At 53.4% G+C, this 24,925-nt stretch carries 19 protein-coding genes; 18 read left to right on the top strand and 1 reads right to left on the bottom strand.

Annotation, left to right across the window (positions count from 1 at the left end):
- The first annotated feature begins 13 nt into the window (after positions 1–13).
- The 18 genes from AACY11_RS00095 (at position 14) to AACY11_RS00010 (ending at position 23,580) form a co-directional block, all read left to right on the top strand.
- Positions 14–2,221 carry a bifunctional prephenate dehydrogenase/3-phosphoshikimate 1-carboxyvinyltransferase gene (locus AACY11_RS00095; protein ID WP_339493719.1) on the top strand — a complete coding sequence of 736 codons (2,208 nt, stop codon included), beginning with the start codon at positions 14–16 and terminating at the stop codon, positions 2,219–2,221.
- Positions 2,218–2,907 (top strand): (d)CMP kinase, encoded by a 690-nt coding sequence (gene cmk, locus AACY11_RS00090; RefSeq protein WP_339493573.1) that lies wholly within the window; start codon positions 2,218–2,220, stop codon positions 2,905–2,907. Before AACY11_RS00095 ends, cmk begins: the two co-directional genes overlap by 4 nt.
- A 119-nt stretch (positions 2,908–3,026) precedes the next feature.
- Positions 3,027–4,712 carry a 30S ribosomal protein S1 gene (gene rpsA / locus AACY11_RS00085; protein ID WP_221729258.1) on the top strand — a complete coding sequence of 562 codons (1,686 nt, stop codon included), beginning with the start codon at positions 3,027–3,029 and terminating at the stop codon, positions 4,710–4,712.
- Positions 4,713–4,927: 215 nt separating this feature from the next.
- Positions 4,928–5,206, top strand: a complete 279-nt coding sequence (locus tag AACY11_RS00080) for a hypothetical protein (protein ID WP_339431149.1) — start codon at positions 4,928–4,930, stop codon at positions 5,204–5,206.
- Between the two features lie 153 nt (positions 5,207–5,359).
- Positions 5,360–5,656, top strand: a complete 297-nt coding sequence (ihfB, locus tag AACY11_RS00075) for an integration host factor subunit beta (RefSeq protein WP_003189779.1) — start codon at positions 5,360–5,362, stop codon at positions 5,654–5,656.
- 27 nt (positions 5,657–5,683) lie between these two features.
- Entirely contained in the window at positions 5,684–5,923 is a 240-nt protein-coding gene (locus tag AACY11_RS00070) for a lipopolysaccharide assembly protein LapA domain-containing protein (protein WP_339493572.1), read from the top strand.
- A gap of 226 nt (positions 5,924–6,149) precedes the next feature.
- Positions 6,150–7,226 (top strand): dTDP-glucose 4,6-dehydratase, encoded by a 1,077-nt coding sequence (rfbB, locus tag AACY11_RS00065; protein WP_339431151.1) that lies wholly within the window; start codon positions 6,150–6,152, stop codon positions 7,224–7,226.
- Complete coding sequence (rfbD, locus tag AACY11_RS00060; RefSeq protein ID WP_339431152.1) at positions 7,223–8,116, top strand: dTDP-4-dehydrorhamnose reductase; 894 nt, start codon at positions 7,223–7,225, stop codon at positions 8,114–8,116. The genes rfbB and rfbD overlap by 4 nt, the downstream gene beginning before the upstream one ends.
- Positions 8,113–9,003, top strand: a complete 891-nt coding sequence (gene rfbA / locus AACY11_RS00055; RefSeq protein ID WP_339493571.1) for a glucose-1-phosphate thymidylyltransferase RfbA — start codon at positions 8,113–8,115, stop codon at positions 9,001–9,003. The genes rfbD and rfbA overlap by 4 nt, the downstream gene beginning before the upstream one ends.
- Before the next feature lie 57 nt (positions 9,004–9,060).
- Positions 9,061–9,984 (top strand): glycosyltransferase, encoded by a 924-nt coding sequence (locus AACY11_RS00050; protein ID WP_339493570.1) that lies wholly within the window; start codon positions 9,061–9,063, stop codon positions 9,982–9,984.
- Positions 9,981–10,943: a UDP-glucose 4-epimerase family protein gene (locus AACY11_RS00045; protein ID WP_339493569.1), complete on the top strand. Its 963-nt coding sequence runs from the start codon at positions 9,981–9,983 to the stop codon at positions 10,941–10,943. The genes AACY11_RS00050 and AACY11_RS00045 overlap by 4 nt, the downstream gene beginning before the upstream one ends.
- Before the next feature lie 364 nt (positions 10,944–11,307).
- On the top strand, positions 11,308–12,315 hold the full coding sequence (locus tag AACY11_RS00040) for a glycosyltransferase family 2 protein (RefSeq protein WP_339493568.1): 1,008 nt from the start codon (positions 11,308–11,310) through the stop codon (positions 12,313–12,315).
- 117 nt (positions 12,316–12,432) lie between these two features.
- Complete coding sequence (locus AACY11_RS00035; protein WP_339493566.1) at positions 12,433–13,251, top strand: ABC transporter permease; 819 nt, start codon at positions 12,433–12,435, stop codon at positions 13,249–13,251.
- Positions 13,241–14,608 carry an ABC transporter ATP-binding protein gene (locus AACY11_RS00030; protein ID WP_339493564.1) on the top strand — a complete coding sequence of 456 codons (1,368 nt, stop codon included), beginning with the start codon at positions 13,241–13,243 and terminating at the stop codon, positions 14,606–14,608. The genes AACY11_RS00035 and AACY11_RS00030 overlap by 11 nt, the downstream gene beginning before the upstream one ends.
- A 4-nt stretch (positions 14,609–14,612) precedes the next feature.
- Positions 14,613–19,490 (top strand): glycoside hydrolase family 99-like domain-containing protein, encoded by a 4,878-nt coding sequence (locus AACY11_RS00025; protein WP_339493563.1) that lies wholly within the window; start codon positions 14,613–14,615, stop codon positions 19,488–19,490.
- A 64-nt stretch (positions 19,491–19,554) separates the two neighbouring features.
- Positions 19,555–20,148: an adenylyl-sulfate kinase gene (gene cysC / locus AACY11_RS00020; protein ID WP_339493562.1), complete on the top strand. Its 594-nt coding sequence runs from the start codon at positions 19,555–19,557 to the stop codon at positions 20,146–20,148.
- The gene (locus AACY11_RS00015; RefSeq protein ID WP_339493560.1) at positions 20,145–21,524 is read left to right on the top strand and encodes an FAD/NAD(P)-binding protein; all 1,380 of its coding nucleotides are present in this window, start codon (positions 20,145–20,147) and stop codon (positions 21,522–21,524) included. The genes cysC and AACY11_RS00015 overlap by 4 nt, the downstream gene beginning before the upstream one ends.
- Before the next feature lie 121 nt (positions 21,525–21,645).
- Positions 21,646–23,580 (top strand): hypothetical protein, encoded by a 1,935-nt coding sequence (locus AACY11_RS00010; protein ID WP_339493559.1) that lies wholly within the window; start codon positions 21,646–21,648, stop codon positions 23,578–23,580.
- A gap of 53 nt (positions 23,581–23,633) precedes the next feature.
- Here AACY11_RS00010 and AACY11_RS00005 read toward each other — a convergent pair whose 3' ends face one another.
- A complete protein-coding gene (locus AACY11_RS00005) occupies positions 23,634–24,404 on the bottom strand; it encodes a hypothetical protein (RefSeq protein WP_339493557.1) in 771 nt (256 codons plus the stop codon).
- Positions 24,405–24,925: the final 521 nt, after the last annotated feature.

Here is a 24,925-nt window from a genome sequence, read left to right as displayed (position 1 = left end):
ATCTGCTGCACCTATGATCGGTCGCCTGGTGGTGGTCGGACTGGGGTTGATCGGTGGTTCATTTGCCAAAGGCTTGCGTGAAAGCGGTATCTGCCGCGAGGTGGTCGGGGTCGATCTCGACCCGCAATCGCGCAAGCTCGCGGTCGAGTTGGGTGTGGTTGATCGCTGCGAAGATGACTTGGTAGCGGCGTGCCGTGGCGCTGACGTGATTCAATTGGCAGTGCCGATTCTGGCCATGGAGAAAGTGCTCGCGCGTCTGGCGAGTATTGATCTGGGGGCGGCGATTCTGACTGATGTTGGCAGCGCCAAAGGCAATGTGGTGCGCGCGGCGACCGAGGCGTTTGGCGGCATGCCGGCGCGTTTCGTGCCGGGCCATCCGATTGCCGGCTCCGAGCAGAGCGGGGTGGAAGCCTCCAATGCCGAACTGTTCCGTCGCCACAAAGTGATCCTCACGCCGCTTGAGCAAACCGACCCGGCCGCATTGGCTGTGGTCGATCGTCTGTGGCGCGAATTGGGCGCCGACGTCGAGCACATGCAAGTCGAGCGCCACGACGAAGTATTGGCCGCAACCAGTCATTTGCCGCACTTGCTGGCCTTCGGTTTGGTCGATTCGTTGGCCAAGCGCAATGAAAACCTTGAGATCTTCCGTTACGCTGCGGGCGGTTTCCGCGATTTCACAAGAATCGCCGGAAGCGACCCGGTGATGTGGCACGACATCTTCCTCGCCAATCGCGAGGCTGTCCTGCGCACACTCGATACATTTCGCAGCGACCTCGACGCCTTGCGCGACGCGGTCGATGCAGGGGATGGGCACCAATTGTTGGGCGTTTTCACACGCGCCCGGGTTGCCCGCGAGCATTTCAGTAAAATCCTGGCCCGCAGGGCCTATGTGGACGCTATGAATTCCAACGATCTGATCTTCCTGGCTCAACCTGGTGGCCGCCTGTCCGGTCGGATTCGCGTACCGGGCGACAAATCGATTTCCCACCGTTCGATCATGCTCGGTTCGCTGGCCGAAGGCGTCACCGAAGTCGAAGGCTTCCTTGAGGGCGAAGACGCCCTGGCGACCTTGCAGGCATTTCGCGATATGGGCGTGGTCATTGAGGGGCCGCACCACGGCCGCGTGACCATTCACGGTGTCGGCCTGCACGGCCTGAAGCCTGCGCCGGGCCCGATCTATCTGGGTAACTCCGGCACATCGATGCGTCTGCTGTCCGGCCTGCTGGCCGCGCAGAACTTCGACAGCACCCTGACGGGCGATGCTTCGCTGTCCAGGCGTCCAATGAATCGCGTGGCCAATCCGCTGCGTGAAATGGGCGCGGTGATCGAAACCGCGGCTGAAGGTCGTCCGCCGATGACCATTCGTGGCGGGCACAAGCTCAAAGGCCTGACCTACACCATGCCGATGGCCAGCGCTCAGGTGAAGTCCTGCCTGCTGCTGGCGGGTCTGTACGCTGAAGGCAAGACCACCGTCACCGAGCCTGCTCCGACCCGTGACCATACCGAGCGTATGTTGCGCGGTTTCGGTTACTCGGTGTCCGTGGATGGCGCTACGGCTTCGGTCGAGTCCGGCGGCAAACTCACCGCGACTCACATTGAAGTGCCGGGCGACATTTCGTCGTCGGCGTTCTTCCTGGTCGCGGCATCGATCGCTGAAGGTTCGGAGCTGGTGCTCGAACACGTCGGTATCAACCCGACCCGCACCGGCGTCATCGACATCCTGCGCCTGATGGGTGCGGACATCACCCTGGAAAACCAGCGTGAAGTCGGCGGAGAGCCAGTGGCTGACCTGCGCGTGCGAGCAGCTAAACTCAAAGGTATCGAGATTCCTGAAGAGCTGGTTCCGCTGGCCATCGACGAATTCCCGGTGCTGTTCGTGGCGGCGGCGTGTGCCGAAGGCCGTACCGTGCTGACCGGTGCCGAAGAGCTGCGCGTCAAGGAGTCGGATCGCATTCAAGTGATGGCGGACGGCTTGCTGGCACTGGGCGTCAAGTGCCAGCCAACACCGGACGGCATCATCATCGACGGTGGCCAGATTGGCGGCGGCGAAGTGCATGGTCACGGCGATCACCGTATCGCCATGGCTTTCAGTGTGGCCTCCCTGCGCGCCACTGCACCGATCCGCATCCATGATTGCGCCAACGTCGCGACGTCGTTCCCGAACTTCCTTGCGCTGTGCGGGCAGGTCGGTATTCGTGTGGCACAAGAGGCTCAGTCGTGAAAAACATTGCACCGGTCATCACCATCGATGGGCCAAGCGGCTCGGGCAAGGGCACGGTCGCCGGGATTCTGGCCAAGCGTCTGGGCTGGAACCTGCTGGATTCCGGTGCGCTGTATCGCCTGCTGGCGTTCGCGGCACACAACCATGGTGTAGACCTGACCAATGAGGAGCTGCTGAAGAAGCTCGCCGCTCATCTGGATGTGCAATTCATCGCAGCGACCGACGGTCAGTTGCAGCGCATCATTCTGGAAGGTGACGAAGTCAGCGATGTCATCCGCACTGAAAGCGTCGGTTCCGGCGCCTCTCAGGTGGCGGCATTGCCGGCTGTGCGCGAGGCGCTGCTGCAGCGCCAGCGTGCTTTTCAGGAGGCGCCGGGGCTGGTGGCCGATGGTCGCGACATGGGCACGGTCGTTTTTCCAAGTGCGCCGCTGAAGGTTTTCCTGACCGCCAGTGCCGAGGAGCGGGCGCGCCGCCGATATTTGCAGTTGAAGGGCAAAGTCGAGGGTGTTAGTCTGTCGAGTCTGCTAGATGAGATCCGTGCACGCGACGAGCGTGACACCCAGCGAGCGGTAGCCCCGCTAAAACCGGCGGCTGACGCAATACAGCTGGATTCCACGGAGTTGTCCATCGATCAGGTGCTTGAACGCATCATGAGCGAGATCGCCATTCGCGATATCGCCGGGTGACCAAGAAGGTTGCAGGGGGCCAGTCATAGTCCTGCGGCGCTTCTTCTATATGAAACTAACCCACACCGTCTGGGGTGTGGAGATGGGCGTATCCTTCGCCCTCATTTACAGGAATTAAAATGAGCGAAAGCTTTGCGGAACTCTTTGAAGAAAGCCTAAAAACCCTGAACCTTCAGGCAGGCTCCATCATCACCGGTGTTATCGTTGATATCGATTACCAGGCTCGCTGGGTAACCGTTCACGCTGGCCTGAAGTCTGAAGCACTCATCCCGCTTGAGCAGTTCTACAACGACGCTGGCGATCTGACTATCAATGTCGGTGACGAAGTTCACGTTGCGCTGGACTCGGTTGAAGACGGTTTCGGTGAAACCAAGCTGTCCCGTGAAAAAGCCAAGCGCGCTGAATGCTGGATCGTTCTGGAAGCAGCCTTCGCAGCTGAGGAAGTGGTCAAGGGCGTTATCAACGGTAAGGTTAAAGGCGGCTTCACTGTCGACGTTAACGGCATCCGTGCGTTCCTGCCAGGTTCCCTGGTTGACGTCCGTCCAGTGCGCGACACCACGCACCTGGAAGGCAAAGAGCTGGAATTCAAGGTCATCAAGCTGGACCAGAAGCGCAACAACGTTGTCGTTTCCCGTCGCAGCGTCCTGGAAGCCGAGAACTCCGCCGAGCGTGAAGCTCTGCTGGAATCCCTGCAGGAAGGCCAGCAAGTCAAAGGTATCGTCAAAAACCTCACCGATTACGGCGCATTCGTCGATCTGGGTGGCGTGGACGGCCTGCTGCACATCACCGACATGGCCTGGAAGCGCATCAAGCATCCTTCCGAGATCGTCAACGTTGGTGACGAAATCGACGTTAAGGTTCTGAAATACGATCGCGAACGCAACCGTGTTTCCCTGGGCCTGAAGCAACTGGGCGAAGATCCATGGGTTGCTATCAAAGCCCGTTACCCAGAAAGCACTCGCGTTACCGCTCGTGTAACCAACCTGACCGACTACGGCTGCTTCGCTGAGCTGGAAGAAGGCGTTGAAGGTCTGGTACACGTTTCGGAAATGGACTGGACCAACAAAAACATCCACCCTTCGAAAGTCGTACAAGTCGGCGACGAAGTGGAAGTTATGGTTCTGGACATCGACGAAGAGCGTCGTCGTATCTCCCTGGGCATCAAGCAGTGCAAATCTAACCCATGGGAAGATTTCTCTGGCCAGTTCAACAAGGGCGATAAAATCTCCGGCACCATCAAGTCGATCACCGATTTCGGTATCTTCATTGGTCTGGACGGCGGCATCGACGGTCTGGTTCATCTGTCCGACATCTCCTGGAACGAAGTGGGCGAAGAAGCCGTACGTCGTTTCAAGAAGGGCGACGAACTGGACACCGTTATCCTGTCGGTTGACCCAGAGCGCGAGCGTATCTCCCTGGGTATCAAGCAACTGGAAAGCGATCCGTTCTCCGAGTACGTCTCGGTTAACGACAAAGGCGCAATCGTTACTGGCACCGTGAAAGAAGTTGACGCCAAAGGCGCCATCATCGTTCTGGCTGACGACATCGAAGCGACCCTGAAAGCCTCCGAAATCAGCCGTGACCGCGTTGAAGACGCGCGCAACGTGCTGAAAGAAGGCCAGGAAGTTGAAGCCAAGATCATCAGCGTTGACCGCAAGAGCCGCGTAATCCAGCTCTCGATCAAGTCGAAAGACGACGCTGAAGAGAAAGAAGCAATCCAGAGCCTGAAAGAGACTCCGGAAGCTGCTACCGGCGAAACCACCATGGCGGCACTGCTGCGCCAGGCAATGGCCAAACAGAACTAAGTTCTGCTTGATCATTAAAAAGGGCGACTTCGGTCGCCCTTTTTTGTGCCTGCGATTTGATGAGTCCTGGTTTTCTTCTGCGCGAATCAGTGCTGCCTGTGAAACCAATCCAATCGCCTGATTGTCTGTTTCTTTAATGGGATCAATCGCCTATTCGCGACTAAGCTTGGTCTTAAGCGTGTAGTAGTCGGGCGTTGCCTGGCATAAGGAAGTGGATGAACAAGTTTATTGTCCTCATAGCGGTACTGGTTTTTGCAGGCTGTACTACAAATGCCAAGACCCATGCGGTGCGTGGTGTCAGCGGCATTGAAGTTGATTGCTCTGGGCTGGGCTCTGGCTGGGAGAGGTGTCAAAAGCGAGCGGCGAAGGAGTGTAAGGGGGCGGGTTACAAGGTGATCACTCGATCTGATGATGCCAAAGACGAAGATGAGTTTCCGTTTGGTTTCAATCCTGCTGGGTACGTGACCCGGACCATGCTGGTGATATGCCGTTGAGCGTGGGGTGATCCTGGCGAGTGAGTTTATGCCCTGAAAGCGGGCGTTTCAGCGCTGAAGAAGATATGTCAATCCCTGGGCTGTTCAAAATCTTCCGGGCATGCTAAAACCTTTCAAGCGCTGATCTAGCTGCTTGAAAAAGAAGGGAAAAATATGACGAAGTCGGAGTTGATCGAACGAATTGTCACCCATCAAGGGCTGCTCTCATCCAAGGATGTGGAGTTGGCCATCAAGACCATGCTTGAACAAATGTCCCAATGTCTGGCCACTGGTGATCGCATCGAGATCCGTGGGTTCGGCAGCTTCTCCCTGCACTACCGTGCGCCGCGCGTTGGTCGCAATCCAAAGACCGGCCAGTCTGTAAGTCTGGATGGAAAATTCGTTCCGCATTTCAAGCCGGGTAAAGAATTGCGTGATCGAGTGAACGAGGAAGAGGAGGAGGGGGTTTGACAGTCGCTATCTCTCAAGGAGTTACTCATGCGTAACCTCAAGCGCATACTTCTTGGCGTTTTTATTCTTTTGCTGGTGTTGGTGATTCTGGCGTTTGTTCTCGAAAATCAGCAATCGGTGTCGTTATTGTTTCTAGGCTTTTCCGGGCCTCAATTGCCGGTCTCGCTGGTAGTGGTTTTGGCATTGCTCGTCGGTATGTTGATTGGCCCGATACTAGGCTGGTTTCTGGGGCGTTCGTCCAAGGCGGCACGCAAACGAATTGTCTGAAAACGACAGGTGCATGGCATCTGTCGAAATTGCGCCTCAGCCTGTCTATATCCATTAGTAAAACGTTCATTAAGCTGTAAAATGCAGCCCTTGTTCGATAGTGGCACATTCCCACATCGATTCAGACTGACTCTGACAGAAGCCACAGGTTTTGATGGCTTCTGCATTCATGGATTAGGCGGTGATCGTTGGTGTCACTGTCCGCAGCTCAAGGGTATGGTTTCGCGTGAAAATTCTAGTTACCGGCGGCGCCGGGTTCATTGGCTCGGCAGTGATTCGCCATATTATCTCCAATACCGCCGATTCTGTCGTTAACGTCGACAAACTGACTTACGCCGGTAACCTCGAGTCCTTGGCTGAAGTCAGTCAGGATTCGCGTTATGCGTTTGAGCGAGTTGATATCTGTGATCGTGATCAGGTCGACCGTGTTCTGCGTGAGCACCAACCAGATGCAATCATGCATCTGGCCGCAGAGTCCCATGTTGATCGTTCGATCTCTGGTCCGTCCGAGTTCATTCAGACCAATATCATAGGCACTTACACTCTGCTCGAAGCGGCGCGTCATTACTGGGCGGCGCTTGATGACAGCCGTAAGGCCAAATTCCGGTTTCACCACATTTCGACTGACGAAGTGTATGGCGATCTGGAAGGTCCGGAAGACCTGTTTACCGAAACCACACCGTATCAGCCAAGCTCGCCTTACTCGGCCAGTAAAGCCAGTTCCGATCATCTGGTTCGTGCCTGGGCTCGTACCTACGGTCTGCCGACGCTGGTCACCAACTGCTCGAACAACTACGGCCCTTGCCACTTCCCCGAGAAGTTGATCCCGCTGATCATCCTCAATGCTCTGGAAGGCAAGCCGCTGCCGGTCTATGGCAAAGGCAATCAGGTTCGCGACTGGCTGTTTGTCGAAGACCACGCCCGCGCACTGTATAAAGTCGTGACCGAGGGTGTTATCGGCGAGACCTACAACATCGGTGGGCACAACGAGAAACAAAACATCGAAGTGGTGAATACCCTCTGCGCACTTCTGGATGAGCTGCGTCCTGACTCCGCCCATCGTCCGCATGCAAGCCTGATCACCTATGTACAGGATCGCCCGGGCCATGATCAGCGCTACGCGATCGATGCCAGCAAGATCCAGCGCGAGTTGGGCTGGACCCCAGAGGAAACCTTCGAGACGGGTATTCGCAAGACTGTCGAGTGGTACCTCAGCAACTCTGAATGGGTTGCTCATGTGAAGAGCGGCAGTTACCAGCAGTGGATCGACCAAAACTACACCGGTCGTTCGGATAAGGCATGAAGATTCTCCTGCTGGGAAAAAACGGCCAGGTCGGCTGGGAGCTGCAGCGCTCCCTTGCACCGCTAGGGGAATTGGTTGCCCTCGATCGGCACCTAGTCGATGGTTTGAGTGGTGATCTGTCTGACCTCGATGCACTGCGCGCCACGATCCGCAAAGTAAGGCCCGACGTTATCGTCAACGCTGCGGCCTACACGGCGGTCGATAAAGCCGAGTCCGAAACCGAACTGGCTGACCGTGTAAACAGTGAGGCCAGTCGAGTCATGGCGCAGGAGGCCGCATCCCTGGATGCCTGGCTGATTCACTATTCGACCGATTACGTATTCAGCGGCGAAGGCTCGACGCCTTGGCAAGAGTCGGATGCTGTCGCTCCGGTGAACCATTACGGCGCCAGCAAGCTGGCAGGTGAGCAGGCAATTGCAGCCTCGGGCTGTAAGCATCTGATCTTTCGTACCAGTTGGGTCTATGGCGCTCGTGGCAACAACTTTGCCAAAACCATGTTACGCCTGGCCAAGGATCGTGAATCACTGGGCGTCATTGCCGATCAGGTAGGTGCCCCGACGGGTGCGGATCTCATTGCTGATGTTACTGCTCTGGCGATCCAGCAGGTCGTGCATCGCCCGGCACTTTCGGGCATCTACCATCTGGCGGCTGCCGGCGAAGTGTCATGGCACGGATACGCGAGCCTGGTGATCAGTTTTGCCAAAGCCCATGGTGAACAGCTTGCTGTCACGGCAGTCAATCCGATTGATACCACTGCCTATCCAACTCCGGCGCGCCGCCCGTTGAATTCACGTTTGAAAACACAGAAGCTGCGCGACAATTTTTCTCTACACTTGCCGGATTGGCAAAGTGGTGTAACCCGAATGCTTAGGGAAGTTCTGAATAAATGACCACGACAAATCGTAAAGGCATCATTCTCGCCGGTGGCTCGGGCACGCGCCTGCACCCGTTGACCCTTGGCGTCTCGAAGCAGATGTTGCCGATCTACGACAAGCCGATGATCTTTTATCCGCTGTCGGTTTTGATGCTGGCAGGCATGCGCGAAATTCTGATCATCTCCACGCCGGAGGATCTACCCTGCTTCCGTAAGCTGTTGGGCGACGGCAGTTTGTACGGCATCAAGCTGACTTACGCCGAGCAACCGAGTCCTGATGGTCTGGCGCAGGCTTTTATCATTGGTGAAAAGTTCATCGGTAATGATCCTTGCTGTTTGATCCTGGGAGACAATATTTTCTATGGTCAGCATTTCTCCGATAACTTGCGCTCTGCCAGTGCCCGTCAGCAGGGTGCAACCGTTTTTGGATACCATGTTTCCGATCCAGAGAGGTTTGGTGTTGTAGAGTTTGATGTTGCCGGTCGTGCGCTGAGCATCGAAGAGAAGCCGGTCAAGCCGAAGTCGAGCTACGCGGTGACCGGTCTCTACTTTTACGACAATCAAGTCGTCGACATTGCCAAAAAGATCAAGCCTTCCGAGCGCGGCGAGTTGGAAATCACCGATGTGAATCGCGCTTACCTTGAGCAGCTAACCCTCAACGTTGAGATGCTGGGGCGTGGTTTTGCATGGTTGGATACGGGCACGCATGACTCTCTGCTTGAAGCCAGCCACTTCGTTCACACCATTGAGCAGCGTCAGGGCTTAAAGGTGGCGTGCCTGGAAGAAATTGCTTACCACAATGGCTGGATCACTGCCGAGCAGTTGGCGGTACAAGCCGAAGCTTTGAAGAAGACCGGTTACGGTCAATACTTGCAAAATTTGCTGGACTCGCCTTCTCACTGATTCGAAGAAGTACATCGTGTCAAGTGGGAGCGTTCAACAAGTCCGAGCAGGAGAGCTATGCCAGTAAAACATCCCAAGGTTGCGGTTTTGCTGGCAGCCTTCAATGGAATGCAATGGATCGAAGAACAACTGGACTCGATTCTTGGGCAGTCTGGTGTCGATGTAACCGTTCATATCAGCGTTGACTCGTCAACGGATGGAACCGAGTCGTGGTGTCATGCCTATGCGGCTCGGCATTCCGCTGTTTTTGTGCTGCCATCCGTTGGTGCGTTCGGGGGGGCTTCACGAAATTTCTTCAGGTTAATTCGCGATGTATCGCTCGAAGACTACGAGTACGTCGCCTTCGCCGATCAGGATGATGTTTGGCATCCGGGAAAGCTTGAGCGAGCAGTTCGTTTGATCTGCGATCGGCAAGTAGGCGCGTACTCAAGCAACGTCATTGCATTCTGGCCAGATGGCCGGACACATTTACTCGATAAGGCTCAGCCTCAGACTGCTTGGGATTTTCTGTTCGAGGCGGCTGGGCCGGGGTGCACGTACGTTTTCAGTAGCCAGCTATCGAGTCCGCTCAAGGCCTGCATGTTGGCCAACTGGAGCGAGTTGCAGGGTGTTAGCCTCCATGACTGGTATTGCTACGCCTTTGCGCGTAGTCGAGGTTTCAAGTGGTTCATTGATGAACAGTCTTCGATGGACTATCGCCAGCATGAGCGAAATCAGGTGGGCGCCAATACCGGTATCAACTCGCTGGTTGCTCGCTATAAGACCATCCATGACGGATGGTGGTTTTCACAAGTTAAAACGATCACTCGTTTGGTTGGACTTGAGCAAGATGCCTTCGTCAGGCAGTGGTTTTCGCTGTCGAGGTGGCAACTGTTGAGGCTTTCAATGAGTGCCTGGAAATGTCGACGCCGAGTGCGCGATAAATTGTTCTTCTTTTGTATCTGCTGGGCGACGGCGGTAGTTGGAAAAAAAGCCAAATGAGCGGTCCACGAGTTCTGGTAACAGGCGCAACCGGTTTTGTGGGTGAGGCGCTGATCTTTCGTTTATTGCTAGACAAGGTGTTCACACCTGTCGCTGCTGTTCGTGGTGAGGCGAGGCTGAGTGGACTCTGTCCGGTCGTTTCATTCGATTTGGAGGGGGCGCGCCCCTTGCCGGGCCTTGAGCGTGTCGAGGTGGTCATTCACTGCGCGGCACGTGTGCATGTGATGAACGATGTGGCGGCCGATCCGCTGCAGGAGTTTCGCAGGATAAACGTCGAGGGCTCTGTGCGCCTTGCCCGGCATGCCGCGAGCGCGGGCGTCAGGCGGTTCATCTTTATCAGTTCGATCAAGGTCAATGGCGAGATGACCCGGCCCGGGCAACCATTTTGTGCTGATGATCGACCCGCCCCCGTTGATCCGTATGGCGTATCCAAATGGGAGGCCGAAGAGCAACTGATGCAGGTCGGCAAAGATACGGGAATGGAGGTTGTCATCATTCGCCCGCCACTGATCTATGGGCCAGGTGTCAAAGCCAACTTTTTCAATATGATGCGTTGGCTCGAACGGAGGGTGCCACTTCCGCTCGGCGCGATAAATAATCAGCGCAGTCTGGTTGCGATCGGAAACCTGGTCGATTTGATTGCGGTCTGCATTCGTCATCCGGCTGCTGCCGGACAGGTATTCCTGGTCAGCGATGGGGAGGATCTTTCTACCTCGAAACTGCTCCGCCGTATGGCCGTTGCGCTGAGCGTGAAATCATATTTACTGCCAGTGCCCTCATGGCTGCTGAGTAGTGCTGCGTCGCTGCTCGGGCAGCGTGCTTTGGCTCAACGCCTGTGTGGTTCGCTGCAGGTCGATATCGGTAAAACCCGCTCCGTTCTCGGTTGGTCGCCTGTCATCACGGTGGAACAGGCGCTGCGTCAAACGGCCGGGCATCATGATTCCAGGCTCCAGCGCTGAGGTCGCATTGCCCGATTGTTCCCAGCGGGAGGCCGTTTGTTTTCGGGCGTTGGCAAACTGCTACCCTTTTTTGCTCGCGGTGCGCTTGGTACCCTATGCCCCCGGCGCGGTGGCGCATTGTCGATGTTCGAGCGCCAGGCTCAGGGTTACTAATGTTCAGTTTCTCATGTCAGCACCGGGCTGTGGAAAACGATAATGTCACTGGGCTATCAAATGGCAAGGCTTCGTCGTTATAATTGCAAGTTTTGCGCGCCTTGGTGCGGTGCGTGAGCCCTCGTGCGGCTCGATCGGCCAAGGGGTCGCTCGCCCTCTACAGACGAGCTGTCGCAGGCAAAATTTTATCAATTCAGCAACGGAGTGCTCGGTGGTAGCCCCCCTTTCCCCGGTTGTCCAAAACGACAATTCGGATTATCACGATGCGGATCATGGTCGGCTGGGTTTCGCCGGGACTAAGGTGCGGATTGCGATTCTATTGTGCACCTTCAATGGTGAGCGGTTTCTGGTTCAGCAGTTGGAGTCCATCGCGCGACAGACTTGCCCTGATTGGTTTGTCGTGGTCTCGGATGATGGTTCCACCGACTCAACCCTGGAATTGCTGCGTGAATACTCCGAACGCTGGGGAGACGGCAAGCTCTCTGTCCGTCAAGGGCCGAGGTCCGGTTACGCCGCCAATTTCCTCTCGTTGACGTGTGACAAAACGATTGAAGCCGACCACTACGCTTGGGCAGATCAAGACGATATCTGGAAGGCAAACAAGCTGGAATGCGCCCTGCAAAAACTTCAGGAAACGCCTTCGCAAAGTCCGGCGCTGTACTGTGGCAGAACTGAGTTGATTGACGAGCAGGGAGGGCGTATCGGCTTTTCACCCTTGTTCGAGCGTCCGGTCGGATTTGCCAATGCTCTGGTGCAAAGTGTAGGTGGTGGAAACACAATGGTGTTCAACCAGGCGGCCCGCCAGCTGTTTCAACAGGCAGGCGAGGATCTGGATGTGGTATCTCATGACTGGTGGGCCTATCTCCTCGTTGCCGGTGCGGGCGGCCGTGTCATTTACGATACCAGCCCGACGATTCTCTACAGGCAACATGATGCGAATGTCATCGGTGCTGCGTCGGGCGTGATGGTGCAGTTGATGCGGGTTCGCATGCAGTTTCGCGGTCGTTTTCGTGGTTGGAATCAAAAGAATATTGCAGCACTGGAATCGATCCGGTTCCAGTTGAATGAAGAAAGTCGGATGAGGCTGGATCGGTTTCAGCGAGCGCGCAGCTCTCGAGGATTGGCCCGGGTCATCTGGTTACGACGATCCGGGGTCTACCGGCAATCCTTATGGGGCAACCTTGGGCTGGTTTTGGCGACGTTGTTCAATGGAATCTGACACGCAGCCGGGCTTGGCTCCTTTCAGGAAGAGTTCTGTGGTAATTCAAGTAATGGTTGGACGAGAGAGTTTGCTGGGGAATTTAAACTCCCTCGGATTTATTGAGGTTTTGAAAAAATGCTGAACTTTTCGACTTCGCCCAAAGAGATGCTCAATGGAATCTGGCGCAATAAAGGTCTCATTCGAGCGCTGGTGCAGCGGGAAATTGTCGGACGCTATCGCGGCTCGATCATGGGCATGCTGTGGTCATTGTTCAACCCGATTGTGATGCTGGTAATCTACACCTTTGTATTCAGCGTCGTGTTCAAAGCCCGATGGAGCGTGGATAGCAGCTCGAAGACCGAGTTCGCGCTCATGCTGTTTGCCGGCCTGATCGTCTTCAATCTGTTCGCCGAGTGTATTAACCGGGCTCCCGGTCTGATTGTCGGCAACGTCAACTATGTAAAGAAAGTGGTGTTCCCGCTGGAAATTCTTCCTTGGGTAACGCTGGGCGCCGCCATGTTTCATTTCCTTGTCAGTCTTAGCGTTTGGTTGATTGCTTACCTGATTTTCTTCGGAAAGCTGCAGTACACGGTTTTGCTGTTGCCGGTATTTCTCGCGCCCCTGATTATTTTCGTTGTGGGCCTGGTCTGGTTTCTCGCCTCGATTGGGGTTTACCTCAGGGATGTGAGTCAGATTATTGGTGTCTGCACTTCCGTTCTGATGTTTCTGTCGCCGATTTTCTATCCGATCACGGCATTGCCCGAACAGTACCGGCACCTGTTGTTCCTGAATCCGCTGACACCCGCAATAGAAAATACGCGGGCGCTGCTTTTCCGGGGTGAGCTACCGAGTTTTCTGCACTTGGGTTTCTACTATATCGCTGCAGCCCTTGTCTTTTGGCTAGGATTTGCGTGGTTCCAAAAAACGCGTAAAGGGTTCGCTGATGTCCTCTAATACAGCAATTGCCGTTAATAATCTGAGCAAGTGCTTTCATATCTACGACAAGCCGAGAGATCGGCTGATGCAGATGTTCGCTCGCGGCCGCAAACAGTACTTCCGTGAGTTCTGGGCTCTGCAGGATGTTTCGTTCACCATCAATCGGGGCGAAACGGTCGGTATTCTGGGGCGTAACGGCAGTGGTAAATCCACGCTGCTGCAGATGATTTGCGGCACACTCAACCAGACTCATGGCGATATTCAGACCCATGGACGTGTGGCTGCATTGCTGGAACTGGGATCCGGGTTCAATCCGGAGTTCAGCGGCCGCGAAAACGTGTACATGAATGCTGCGGTGCTCGGTCTTACGCGAGAGGAAACCAACGCACGCTTTGCTGAAATCGAAGCATTTGCGGAAATTGGCGAATTCATCGATCAGCCGGTCAAGACCTATTCCAGTGGCATGATGGTTCGCCTGGCTTTTGCCGTCGCCATTAACGTCGATCCACAAATACTGATCGTCGATGAGGCGTTGTCCGTTGGCGACGAACTGTTTCAGCGCAAGTGCTTTGCGCGCATCGAGGCGATCAAAGCCAGTGGCGCCACGATCCTGTTTGTATCGCACTCTGGTAGTGCGGTCATAGAACTGTGTACCCGTGCGATTCTTCTGGACAAGGGCGAGAAGCTCGCCGAGGGTGTGCCGAAGGTCATCGTCGGTCAATACCAGAAGCTGCTGTATGCACCCGCCGACAAGGTTCTCGACATCCGCGAATCGATCAAGTCAGGCGCACTCGAGCGACTTGAACTGGAGCGAGAAGCGCAACGTTCGGCAGTAGCAGTCGAGGCTTCGCAGGCCACGGAAAACGGTCTGGAGGAATACTTCGATCCTCATATCGTCTCCAAAAGCGTGATGTCCTACGAATCTCACGGGGTTCTCATCAGCGATCCACGCATCCTCAATGCTGCCGGCAAACAGGTCAACTGCCTTAAGCGTGGTGACAGCTATCGTTATACCTACCGCGTATCGTTTTCGACAGGCGCGGTGGCTGTCCGCTTTGGCATGATGATCAAAACGCTGGCAGGTATCGAGATCGGTGGTGCGGCCAGTGCAGCCAACGCGCAGGACTCCATTACTTACGTTGCAGCCGACGCGCAAATGGACGTGGAGTTCAAGTTTGAGTGCAACCTGAACCCGGGCACCTATTTTCTCAACTCGGGGGTGGTGGGTGTCGTCGGGGAGGGAGAAACCTACCTGCACCGCCTGATCGACGCATGCCTGTTTCGTGTTCTGCCGGAAACCGCAATCACCGCGACCGGAACGGTGGATTTCAAATGTATTGCAGCCTTTACCACTTCAAGTGTTGAGCATGATTAATCTTATGGATGATAAACAAATAGTCGTAGTTCTGGGCATGCACCGAAGCGGTACCAGTGCCATTACGCGTGGTTTAAAAGTCCTTGGTGTCGACCTGGGCGATAACCTGTTGCCCGCCGAGTCTGGCAATAATGAAAAAGGCTTCTTCGAAGACGCGACCATCACGGCGTACAACGAAGAGTTGCTGGCCGACTTGGGCCACGCCTGGGATAGTCTGGTGCCCATCAGCCCTGAAGAGCTGAATTCGCCGATCACTCAAAGCCATAAAGTTCGTGCCATTGAGCATCTTCGCGAGAAAGTCGCGGATATCAAATGTTTCGGTGTAAAAGACCCACGCATGTCGAGACTGCTACCGTTTTGGCAGGAAATCTTTGCCGAGCTGGGTTTGAAAGTCAGCTACGTCGTCGCTTTCCGTAATCCGAAAAATGTTGCCCATTCGCTGGTCAAGCGGAACGACTTCGAAGTGGAGAAGGGCTACTTCCTCTGGCTGGAGCACATGCTGTTCAGCTTGAAGTACAGCCAGGGTGCTTCACGGGTATTTGTAAACTACGAGCTGATGCTTGAAGAGCCTGAGAAGCAGCTGTGCCGCATCTCCAAGTCCCTGGGATTGCCTTTCGATCCTCAGGGGCCGGAGTTTCAAGAGTATCAGCACGAGTTTCTCCAGCATTCGTTGCAGCACAACAGCTTTACCCTGGATGGGCTCGCCAAGGACGACAAGGTCCCCGCTGATGTCTTGAATCTCAGTCTCCTGCTTTTGCAACTTTCGCGCGATGAGCATGCAGATGACCAGGCTGTGGTCGCTACCGTTAGCGAGCTCTATCAAGCGATGCTCGCGCGTTTGCCGGCGTATCGGCTCATGCGGCATTTCGATGACAACAACGCTGATCTGAGCGCGCAACTGAGTGTGAAGGGCAAGAGCCTTGAGGCTCTCGACACTGATCACGGCAAGCTTGAAACGAGCCATGCCGAGTTAAAAGCTGATTATTCAAAACTGAGCGAATACCGTCACTGGCTTGAGGGCCAATACGATTCTTTTCAAGCGACTCTTTCCGAGTCGCAGAGCTCGGTTCATAGCCTCGAAACTGACTTGTATCGCTACACCTCCGGACGGTTTTTGCTCAAGTCGCTGGTCTTGCATATTGCCGAGCGAATCGGCTTGCGCTATCGAGGCGATAACCCCGCTGAAAGCGAGCTGTTCGATGCTGATTACTACCTGAGTACTTACGAAGACGTTCGTGCCGCAGGTATCAATCCGTTGCAGCACTATCTCGAGCAAGGCTGGCGCGAAGGCCGTGATCCATCGGCTGGTTTTTCCACTAAGGCGTACCTGGAGCATTATTCAGACGTGCGGCTACGGCGTATCAACCCGCTAATACATTACTTGCGCTATGGATATTATGAAGGACGGCCGATTTTCGACAACAAGGGGCGCAACTATCAGCTTTCTCGTAAGGTAAGCCGTCACCGAGTTGTCGTGCAACTGCTGAATCTGGTTTCGCAGCAGCCGCAATTGCTCGGTCGTTTTGTGCGTGAAGCTCGGCGTGGAGGGCTGCGTCACGCGTTGGCAATTGCTGCTCGCAAACTCAAGCGTAGTCAGAAGCGATTTGCCCTGAGCCAGATATCCAAGCCGCTCGGCGATGCGGCATTGACCGAGTACGAAGTACTGAAGGTCGTGCCTTATTATCTGGATCCGTATCTTTGCGAGGTTCCAAAAACAGCCGCACAGATGGTTGCTGTTCATCTTCATTTGAGCAGTGAGCAACTGTCCGGGGACTGGCTCGGATACCTCAAGAACGTCCCTGTCGAGTTCGACCTGTACATTTCTCGCATGGGTGGGTGTGGGTCGAAATTTGACGACAAACCGCTGCGTGCTGCGGTACCTCTGCTGCGCCAGTTGGTTGTTAATTCCGTACCTGAGCAGGCCGGGGCAATTGCATCTCTGATTGTCCAGTTCGGCGACCGTCTCAAGGAATACGACGTTGTAGCGCACTTGCACGACGAAGCTGGTGCTGCCGGCGATGCTGATAATTCCGGCGTCAAAGAGCGTCTCGATCTCCTCTGCGGTTCGCCTGCCAATGTCGGACAGATTCTGCAACTGCTCGGTGGGGATGCGAAGGTGGTGTATCCCGCCGACACCCGAGCTGAACCCGCCGCCTACCATCAGGCCGGTTGGAGTGATGCCGCAAATGTGATCGGTACGGCTCTGGAAAAATACCGTGAGGTTGATGCGAAAGTTTTCCCGAGCGCGCAATTCCCGCGCGCCGCTCTGTTCTGGGCGCGGGTTGGCACCATCAACGAGCTGCTGCAACTTCCGGTGCAGTATGAGCACTTCGCAAATGCTGCCAATGATGTTGCGCCGGATATGTTGAGCCGTTCGCTGGAACGTCTGGTTCTGGTTAATACCACGACCAGTAAAGGGCGCAATTATCAGTTGGAAGCGCCGCAGATCTCCCACGAACCTCGGGACTACTACGAGCCACAGGGTGATTACTCCGCCAGTATCAAGCACGACACTGTCAAGGTGCTGGCGTACTACCTGCCCCAGTTTCACCCCACGCCTGAAAATGATGAATGGCACGGGACCGGGTTTACCGAATGGCACAAAGTTCGTTCGGCCAATCCGCTGTTCCTCGGGCATTACCAACAACATGTTCCGCATGAAGACATCGGCTACTACCACCTGGATGGCCCGGCGCAATTGCAGCAGCAGGCCGAAATGATGCAGAAGTCAGGGGTTCATGGCCTGATTTTCTATCATTACTGGTTTACTGGTCGCATGATCCTTGAGAAGCCGGCCCAGATGCTGATGGCCAATCCCGAGATAAACATGCCTTTTGCCTTCTGCTGGGCAAATGAAAACTGGACTCGTCGATGGGATGGCAACGAACAGGAAATTCTACTGGGCCAGGTCTATTCGAAAGAAGATGCGCGTGGCTTCATTCGGTATCTGATCCCGTTCTTCAAAGACGAGCGCTACATCAAAGTAGATGGGCGTCCGATGTTGCATGTGTATCGTCCGTCTTCGATCGAACATATTGAGGAGTACCTGGAAGTCTGGCGTGAGGAGTGCGAAAGCGCGGGTCTCAAGGCACCTTATATGGTGGCGACATTGACGCGCGGTGCCACGCAGCCAAGCGACCACGGGATGGATGCTGCAGTCGAGCGAGTATTGCACGACTGGACCGCTGATGCCGTACAAGACACCCGCAGCCAGTTGCGTCCGTACTGGCCACTGGAAGGTAACGTTCTTAACTACGGTGAGGTTGCCGACCATTACATGGCGCAGGATCTGGGCCAGGATTTCACATTGTTCCGGTCCTTGGTTCCGACCTGGGACAACACTGCTCGTTACGGCACAAGAGCCTATGTGTTGAACAACTTCACTACGGAAAAATTCCAGACCTGGATGGAGTTTTTGGTGGACTATTCCGAGCAAAACCTACCGGAAGATCGTCGATACGTTGTCGTCAACGCTTGGAATGAATGGGCAGAGGGCGCGCATCTTGAACCCGATACCCGGTTCGGCTACGGCTACCTCAATTCCATCGGGCGCGCGCTATCCGGTCAGCCGTTTGCAGCGACCGGCCATTGTGCTCCTGCCGCGGATTTTAAGCTCAACATAACTTTGACCTCCGACGCTTTGGCTCGTCTGGAGGCCGAGCCGGAATCGCGTCGCAAGTTCCTGGCGTGCCTGTCCAGTTCGAACGTGCTGCAGACTTGCTTGATCGCTGCGGACAATGTCCAGCTCCAGCAGGCATTAATAGCGCAGGGTCTGAACGTCGGCAGCCACCAGCCCTCGGATGCTGATTTTACTTTAGTGTTCAGTGATCTTTGCCTGTTTCCCGCATTGGCCATCGAGTCATTGCTGAAAATGGCGAACCGACACAAGGGTTATGCAGTATCAGCCAGTGTGCGAAATGATCCGCTGTTTGTGCAGAGTGAAGGTACTGTCAACTTCGGTATCGATGCGGATCAGGTTGCGTTCATGGCGTTGCAACCAGCGGCTCCGACGACCGGTTACAAAATATGCTGTGAAGCCACATGTTTCCGTTTGCTGTCTGAGAGTCGCACTCAGTCCGCCGCACTTGATACTGTGTCGACTATTGTGCGCTACCACCGCCGTGGTGACCGGGCGTCGCTGATCAATGCGCTGCTTTCTTTGATTGCCCAGTCCGGTTGCCGGGTGTTGCCTGTGCTGGCTATCCAGGACATGGATGACGAAGAAATAGCGATACTCCAGGCGCAGCTCGATCAACTGCCGTGGAGTGAGCATTGCGCACCGGTTATTCGCCGTTACTTCTCGACAGAACAAGCACCGGATCTACGCTCGCTGATGTTGAACGATGCGTTAAAAGCTGTCGGCAGTGGCTATGCGGCATTTCTTGATTATGACGACATGCTGTTTCCGTGGGCCTACAGTTCACAACTTGAGCAACTCAAGTCCAGCGGCAAGAACGCAACCTTCGCGCGTGTTTACTCCACCATGGTGGATTCGGCGACCGGGTGCATTATCAAGCGTGACAAAATTTATGATTATGGTGAAACCTATCGCGATTTCATCGAGCATAACCATGCGCCGCTGCACAGTTTCCTGCTGGATCTGAACCAGTGCGATCTGCAAGCCATTACTTACTTCGATGATATGAAGTACATGGAAGACTACTATCTGACGATGCAGTTATTTACTCGCGACGGCACGGATTGGGCGTCATTGCGCACCTGCGATTTTATCGGTGACTACATTCACCGAATTGGCTGTGACACCCACACGCTTGCGCTGACTGATGAGCAGCAGCGTGCCGACTTGCTCAATAGCGAGTCTTATCGCATCTGTGAGGCTCGCATCAAAGGCTTGCGTGATCGTCTACTGCCCCAGGCGTAGCGCTCCGGAGGCCCGCCAGTCCGCTGGCGGGCCTTGATCGTCTGATTTGAATAAGGTTAATCGAATGAGTAAGGATCTGGTTTTTCACGCCACGGCCATCAGCGCCTCGGCCCGAGCCCACGTGAAAGGGCAAAAACCCGCAGTGATCTGGCTCACGGGGTTGAGTGGGGCGGGTAAGTCGACGATCGCCAATGCCCTGGAGCAAGCCTTGGTGGCCAAGGCACGGCACACCTTTTTGCTGGATGGCGACAACTTGCGCATGGGCTTGTGCAAGGATCTTGGTTTTACCGATGCTGATCGAGTTGAGAACATTCGCCGTGTCGCGGAGGTTTCGAAGTTGCTCATCGACGCCGGATTGATCGTGATTACAGCGTTTATCTCTCCATTTCACCGTGATCGTGCGATGGCATGCGAGGTGATCGGGGATGACGCTTTTGTCGAAGTATTCATCGACACTTCCCTGGAGGAGTGTGAGCGCCGAGACCCGAAGGGCCTGTACTGCAAGGCCAGAGCTGGACAGATAAAGAACTTCACCGGAATCGACTCTGCCTATGAGGCTCCAACTGATCCGCACATTCGAATCAATACCGTTACCGAGGAGTTGTCCGAATCCATCGCGCGAGTGCTGGAGTATCTGGATAAAAGGTTTGGTCAATGAAAACCCTCGTTATCATTGGGGCCGGTTTTAGTGGTGCGGTGACGGCAGCGCAGTTCTTGCGTCACAGCCCAGCCGATGTGCGAGTCGTATTGATAAACCGGTCCGGAGCCATGGCGCGAGGGTTGGCATACGGCACTAACAGTTCGCTGCACTTGCTCAATGTGCCCACCGGCAATATGAGCGCGGATGTCGATGATCCAGAGCATTTTCTGCGGTTCTGTCGAGTCAGGGATGCTGCTTGCACAGCGTCTTCATTTGTTCCACGCAAGATCTATGGCGAATATCTGACCTCTGTTTTGGATGGTGCGGAGAAGCATTGTGCACGCGGAGTAACGCTCGAACGTATCGTCGCTGAAGTCCGCAGTCTGCAACCCCGAGAGACTGGCGCCGTTGTCGAACTGACTAACGGGCAATGCATCGAAGCTGACCAAGTGGTTCTGGCGTTCGGAAACTTTTCACCGCTCGATCCGCCGGGATTTTGCGCGTCGATGGGTGCTGAGCGGTACCAGCCTGATCCGTGGGCAGGCGCGTCGGCACCCTCTGCGGACCCGAATCGTGCGATTTTACTGGTGGGCGCAGGGCTCACTGCACTTGATGTCTCCCTCGGTTTGTTACAAAGCGGGCACAAAGGACCTATCTACATGGTTTCCCGCCGAGGGCTTCGTCCATTGCCTCATCGGCCCAAGCGCACGACTGATGAAGTTCCGGCCGATTTTGCCGAGCGGCTGCTGCAGGTTACGCCCTCGGTGCGTGCCTACCTGCAATTGATTCGGCGTGAGATCAAAGCTGCACGCAACCATCGTTTGGACTGGCGTGACCTGGTAGCAGCCCTGAGGCCGATTACTCCAGATCTGTGGATTCGGTTACCAATGGCCGAACGTCGACGCTTCTTGCGCCATCTTCAGCCTTATTGGGATGTTCACCGTCATCGGGTCGCACCAGCGGCTTACCAGCGTTTCGAAGAGGCTTTAGAGACCGGTCAAGTCCGTTGCCTTGCAGGCCGTATAAAAAGCGTTGAGACGGGCTCTGATTATTTGCGTATCGGTATTCAACGGCGTAATCAACAAGCGCTCGAAGAGATAAACGTAGCGCAGGTTATTAATTGTACGGGCCCTACTACCGACTTGCGTCGTGTCAAAGATCCACTGATTCAGCAGCTTTGTGCTGACGGTGTCATACAGGTCGATACGCTCGGTTTGGGTGTGTGCGTCAATGAGCGGTTGGCCGTTAAGAGTTCTTCAGGTATTTGCTCCTCTTGGTTGTATTACGTCGGCCCTATGTTAAAGGCTGATTATTGGGAAGCAACGGCCGTTCCGGAATTGCGGCAATATTCTAAAAAACTCGCGGTCGATCTGGTCGCAATTATAAACAAGTGATGGGGGCGGAGCAGACCCTCAGCGGTCAGTTTCGAACAGTTGCATGATCTTTATAAAGCTGTCTTTCGAGCTTTCGGTGCGAGGTCGGCTTGAATTAAAATAAATGCTGGGCAGAGGAATTATGAAATTTTTAACTCTAAAGTGCCTTACAAGGGCGTTTGTATTTTATTGTGCTTCGTTGCTTTTTTCTTTGATGCTGGTTTTTGGGCTTGGGAAGGTTCATAAGGATACTATTGTTTTTTATGCGGAATCCAATAAGCCTGAATTCATGCAGCTCTACTTTCCCGTCTTCAAGGACTCTTCGATTTATCCAACCTATTTGGCTGAGAATAGTGAGCGGGTAGCGTACGAAGGAACCGCCGGTCTAGGTATAGGGTTAACGCTGCCAGATGGGGCAATGAAGTCACTCAGGGTTGATCCTTCCGATCATCTCGTCAATATGGCGATAAGAAGTGTTCAGCTAAACTATCTTTTTTCGACTGTTGTATTGACGCCTGAAGAGTTGTTGGGGCGAATAATTCCATTGCAAGGTATCAATAAAATAGAGGTGGTGGAAGGGCGCCTTCTAATAAGTACCTCAGACGAAGATCCGCAGTTCGAGTTAACGATATTCAAACCTGATACAAGTATCAATGAAAGAAGATTGATGCTGATCAGCTTGGCGTGTTCGTTGTTTTTTGTTTTGTTATTTGCTGTGTTGGCGAGAGGTAATCTTAAAACCATGGCCAGAGTCTTTCCTGGGCTCGCCATTCCTGCGATCGCGTCATTATCGATAGTGTGGATTTTTTATCCGGGTTTCATGACGTTCGATACATTTCATGCTCTTGATAGTGCAAGATACGGTGTTGTCGATTCTACGTGGCCTCCTGTCGTAAGCTATATATGGCGAGTTGTTAACGTTTTTTCAAATAGCCCCGTTGCGATGTTCTTTACGCAACTGCTTTTGTTGCAGGGGGCTGTCTATTATGTGATGTACTATTTCCTCAGGAGGAATAGTATTACATCGCTGTTTATGCTGTTTTATCTGATTATGCCTGCTGTAATTGGAACTGCTGCGGCGATTTGGAAAGATGTGCTAATGGCGTCTTTTTTTGTTGCGGCTCTGGCAGTCATGCTTGCGATGAAAGAATCGAGAGGTCGCTTCAGTTTTTACACTCTGTTTGTACTCTCGTTGTTTCTTGTATTTTTGGGTATATGTTCTCGGCACAATGCAATAACGGCGGCTGTACCTTTACTCTTCTATTCGGTATGGATATTGAGTAAGCGCCTTTCTTTTAGTAGACCAGTTGTGGCTTTTGTTACGGTAATAGGTCTGGTCCTGATCGGAGTTTTATACACAGCAAAGTTGCAGTTGGATAAGTATTCGATTCCAGAGTTTCGAGAAATTAAGGGGGCTACTGCTTTGATTCGGGTTACTCGGGTGATGGATATTGCCGGTGCCAGTATTTGCAGTGGTGAAAATTTATTCGAGAATATTGCTCCGGCGCTCACATTTTCTGATATTCAGAATAATTATGATCCAAGGCACTCCAACTTGTCGTTGGGGCTTTTTTCGAAGCTGCCTTTTAATAAAAGCCTTGACGATCTTTGGTTTGCAGTTCTGAAGGAGCGGCCAGTCTGCTTTGGGTATAATAAACTGTTGCTTTCCAAGTATCTCGTAGGTGCTAATGCAGGTCAACAGTTTCTGGTTGTATCTCCACAGGTCGATGCGAATAAGTATGGGTATACGCTTCCTAGATCTATCATGCGCGACAAAGTTGTACAGTATATTGTAGATGCCTCAGAGCTTTTCGTATTTAAACCTTGGCTCCTGTATTTGGTCTCGATGCTGCTGTTTTTATTGCTGCTGATTCAGAAAAGATTAAATGTTGAAATTATTGTGGTTTATTTCTCGGCGGGGTTTTATTTCTTCGGATTAGCCTTGTTTGGAAATGCCGCGGATGCTCGATTGCTATTTTATACAAACACAATGAGTGTTCTAGGTATTGTCCTGCTCCTTAGTGAATTGATAGGTGTTCGATCCGTTAGTGCGAGATCACTAAACGCTGAAAGATAGGCGAGTTGCGGGCGCTGTCGATAGGCAGCGCTATGCTTGAGAGGTATATTCAGTTAGCTGTCTACTTTCAAGAAGTTTGTTGATTTTACCTCTTCTGGCCACCCCGTCACACACCTGAATAATACGCAAATAAAAATTAGGTTGACAATGTCACCTGCGAATAGAGCCCTGGATCCTGATTCGTAAGTGGTAGGTGAAAGTCCTACTAAGGTGGTAATGCCAGCATGCAATAGTAGTAAAAGTATCCCGAAATAAAATGCGGAGCTATCCTTGATTGTTCTTTTCATAATATAAGTTATGCTGATCAGCGAAGCTATCGATAGTGTGTAGGAGAAAAAGTATTCCAGTCCCACTCCGGAGCTAAGGAAGTAGATGGAGTAATGTTCGATGCTGTTGTTTGTGAATAAATGGGAGAAAAGACTTCCTTGTAATATGCCGCCGATTGCCAATATCAGTGCTGTACGCTTGAGTTCAAATCTTTTCCCTGTCGATAGCAGAAGGATGAGTGCGGCAATTGCTTTAGGGTAAAGGTTTGCTGGGTCAATATAGTGTGCATTGAACACATCGAAATCATTAAGGGTTTTTCTTAAGAAAGAGTAGTCACTAAATTCTGGCATGTATATTTTTTCTGACTCCAGACGTACATAGTTTCCCGGTGCGGTGAGAAGGAGTACAAAACCTGTTATGACGATCAGAAATAAAAGTGACCTATAATATTTTGCGTCTTTAAATTCCCATATTAGCGATGTCGCGAGTATTGTTGTTATAGAAATACCAACTTGTTCTGACTGCGATGCGATGAGCGCCATTGGAATGGCGAGCATTTTTTCTGAAGGCGTAAAATTAAGCGGTCGTATAAAAACTGCCGATACAAAGAGTCCGCATGAAGCGGGTAATAGATAATTATAAAAGCCAGTTACGTAAAAGACAGAGGCGTCGAGAATCGAGTGGTCTATAGCCAATATAAAAATAGGCAGAGTGGAATGCCTAGGGTGTAGTTAAGTCGGTCTGAAAAAAAAGACTTCCATATGGAATAGGCGGCTATAAGTAAGCATGTAGGAATCGCTAATTTCCAGAACATGGAGGTAGCAATGGTTGTAAACATTATGCCTTCGATTGCTATTCTACCTGTCCAGGTTGCATAACGTTCCGATAAATAGTGAAGCGGAGAAACTCCAGATGTTGCAGCGGCTAGGAACGCAGTATCGTCGGATGAGGGTAAGCGGCCAGCGAACACACCTTCAGAAATCCGGAATTAAGGGCGATGGTGTCCGCCTATTTTTAAGCGGACGCGATCACCCTTATCGCCAGGATTTCCATGCGCCAACGAAGCTCCTATCCCAAA

Origin of the sequence: Pseudomonas sp. RA_105y_Pfl2_P56 (assembly GCF_963970845.1) — a bacterium.
In the GTDB taxonomy this organism is placed as follows: domain Bacteria; phylum Pseudomonadota; class Gammaproteobacteria; order Pseudomonadales; family Pseudomonadaceae; genus Aquipseudomonas; species Aquipseudomonas baetica_A.
Note: the sequence above shows the minus strand (reverse complement) of the source record. Positions and strands in the feature narration are given on the sequence as shown.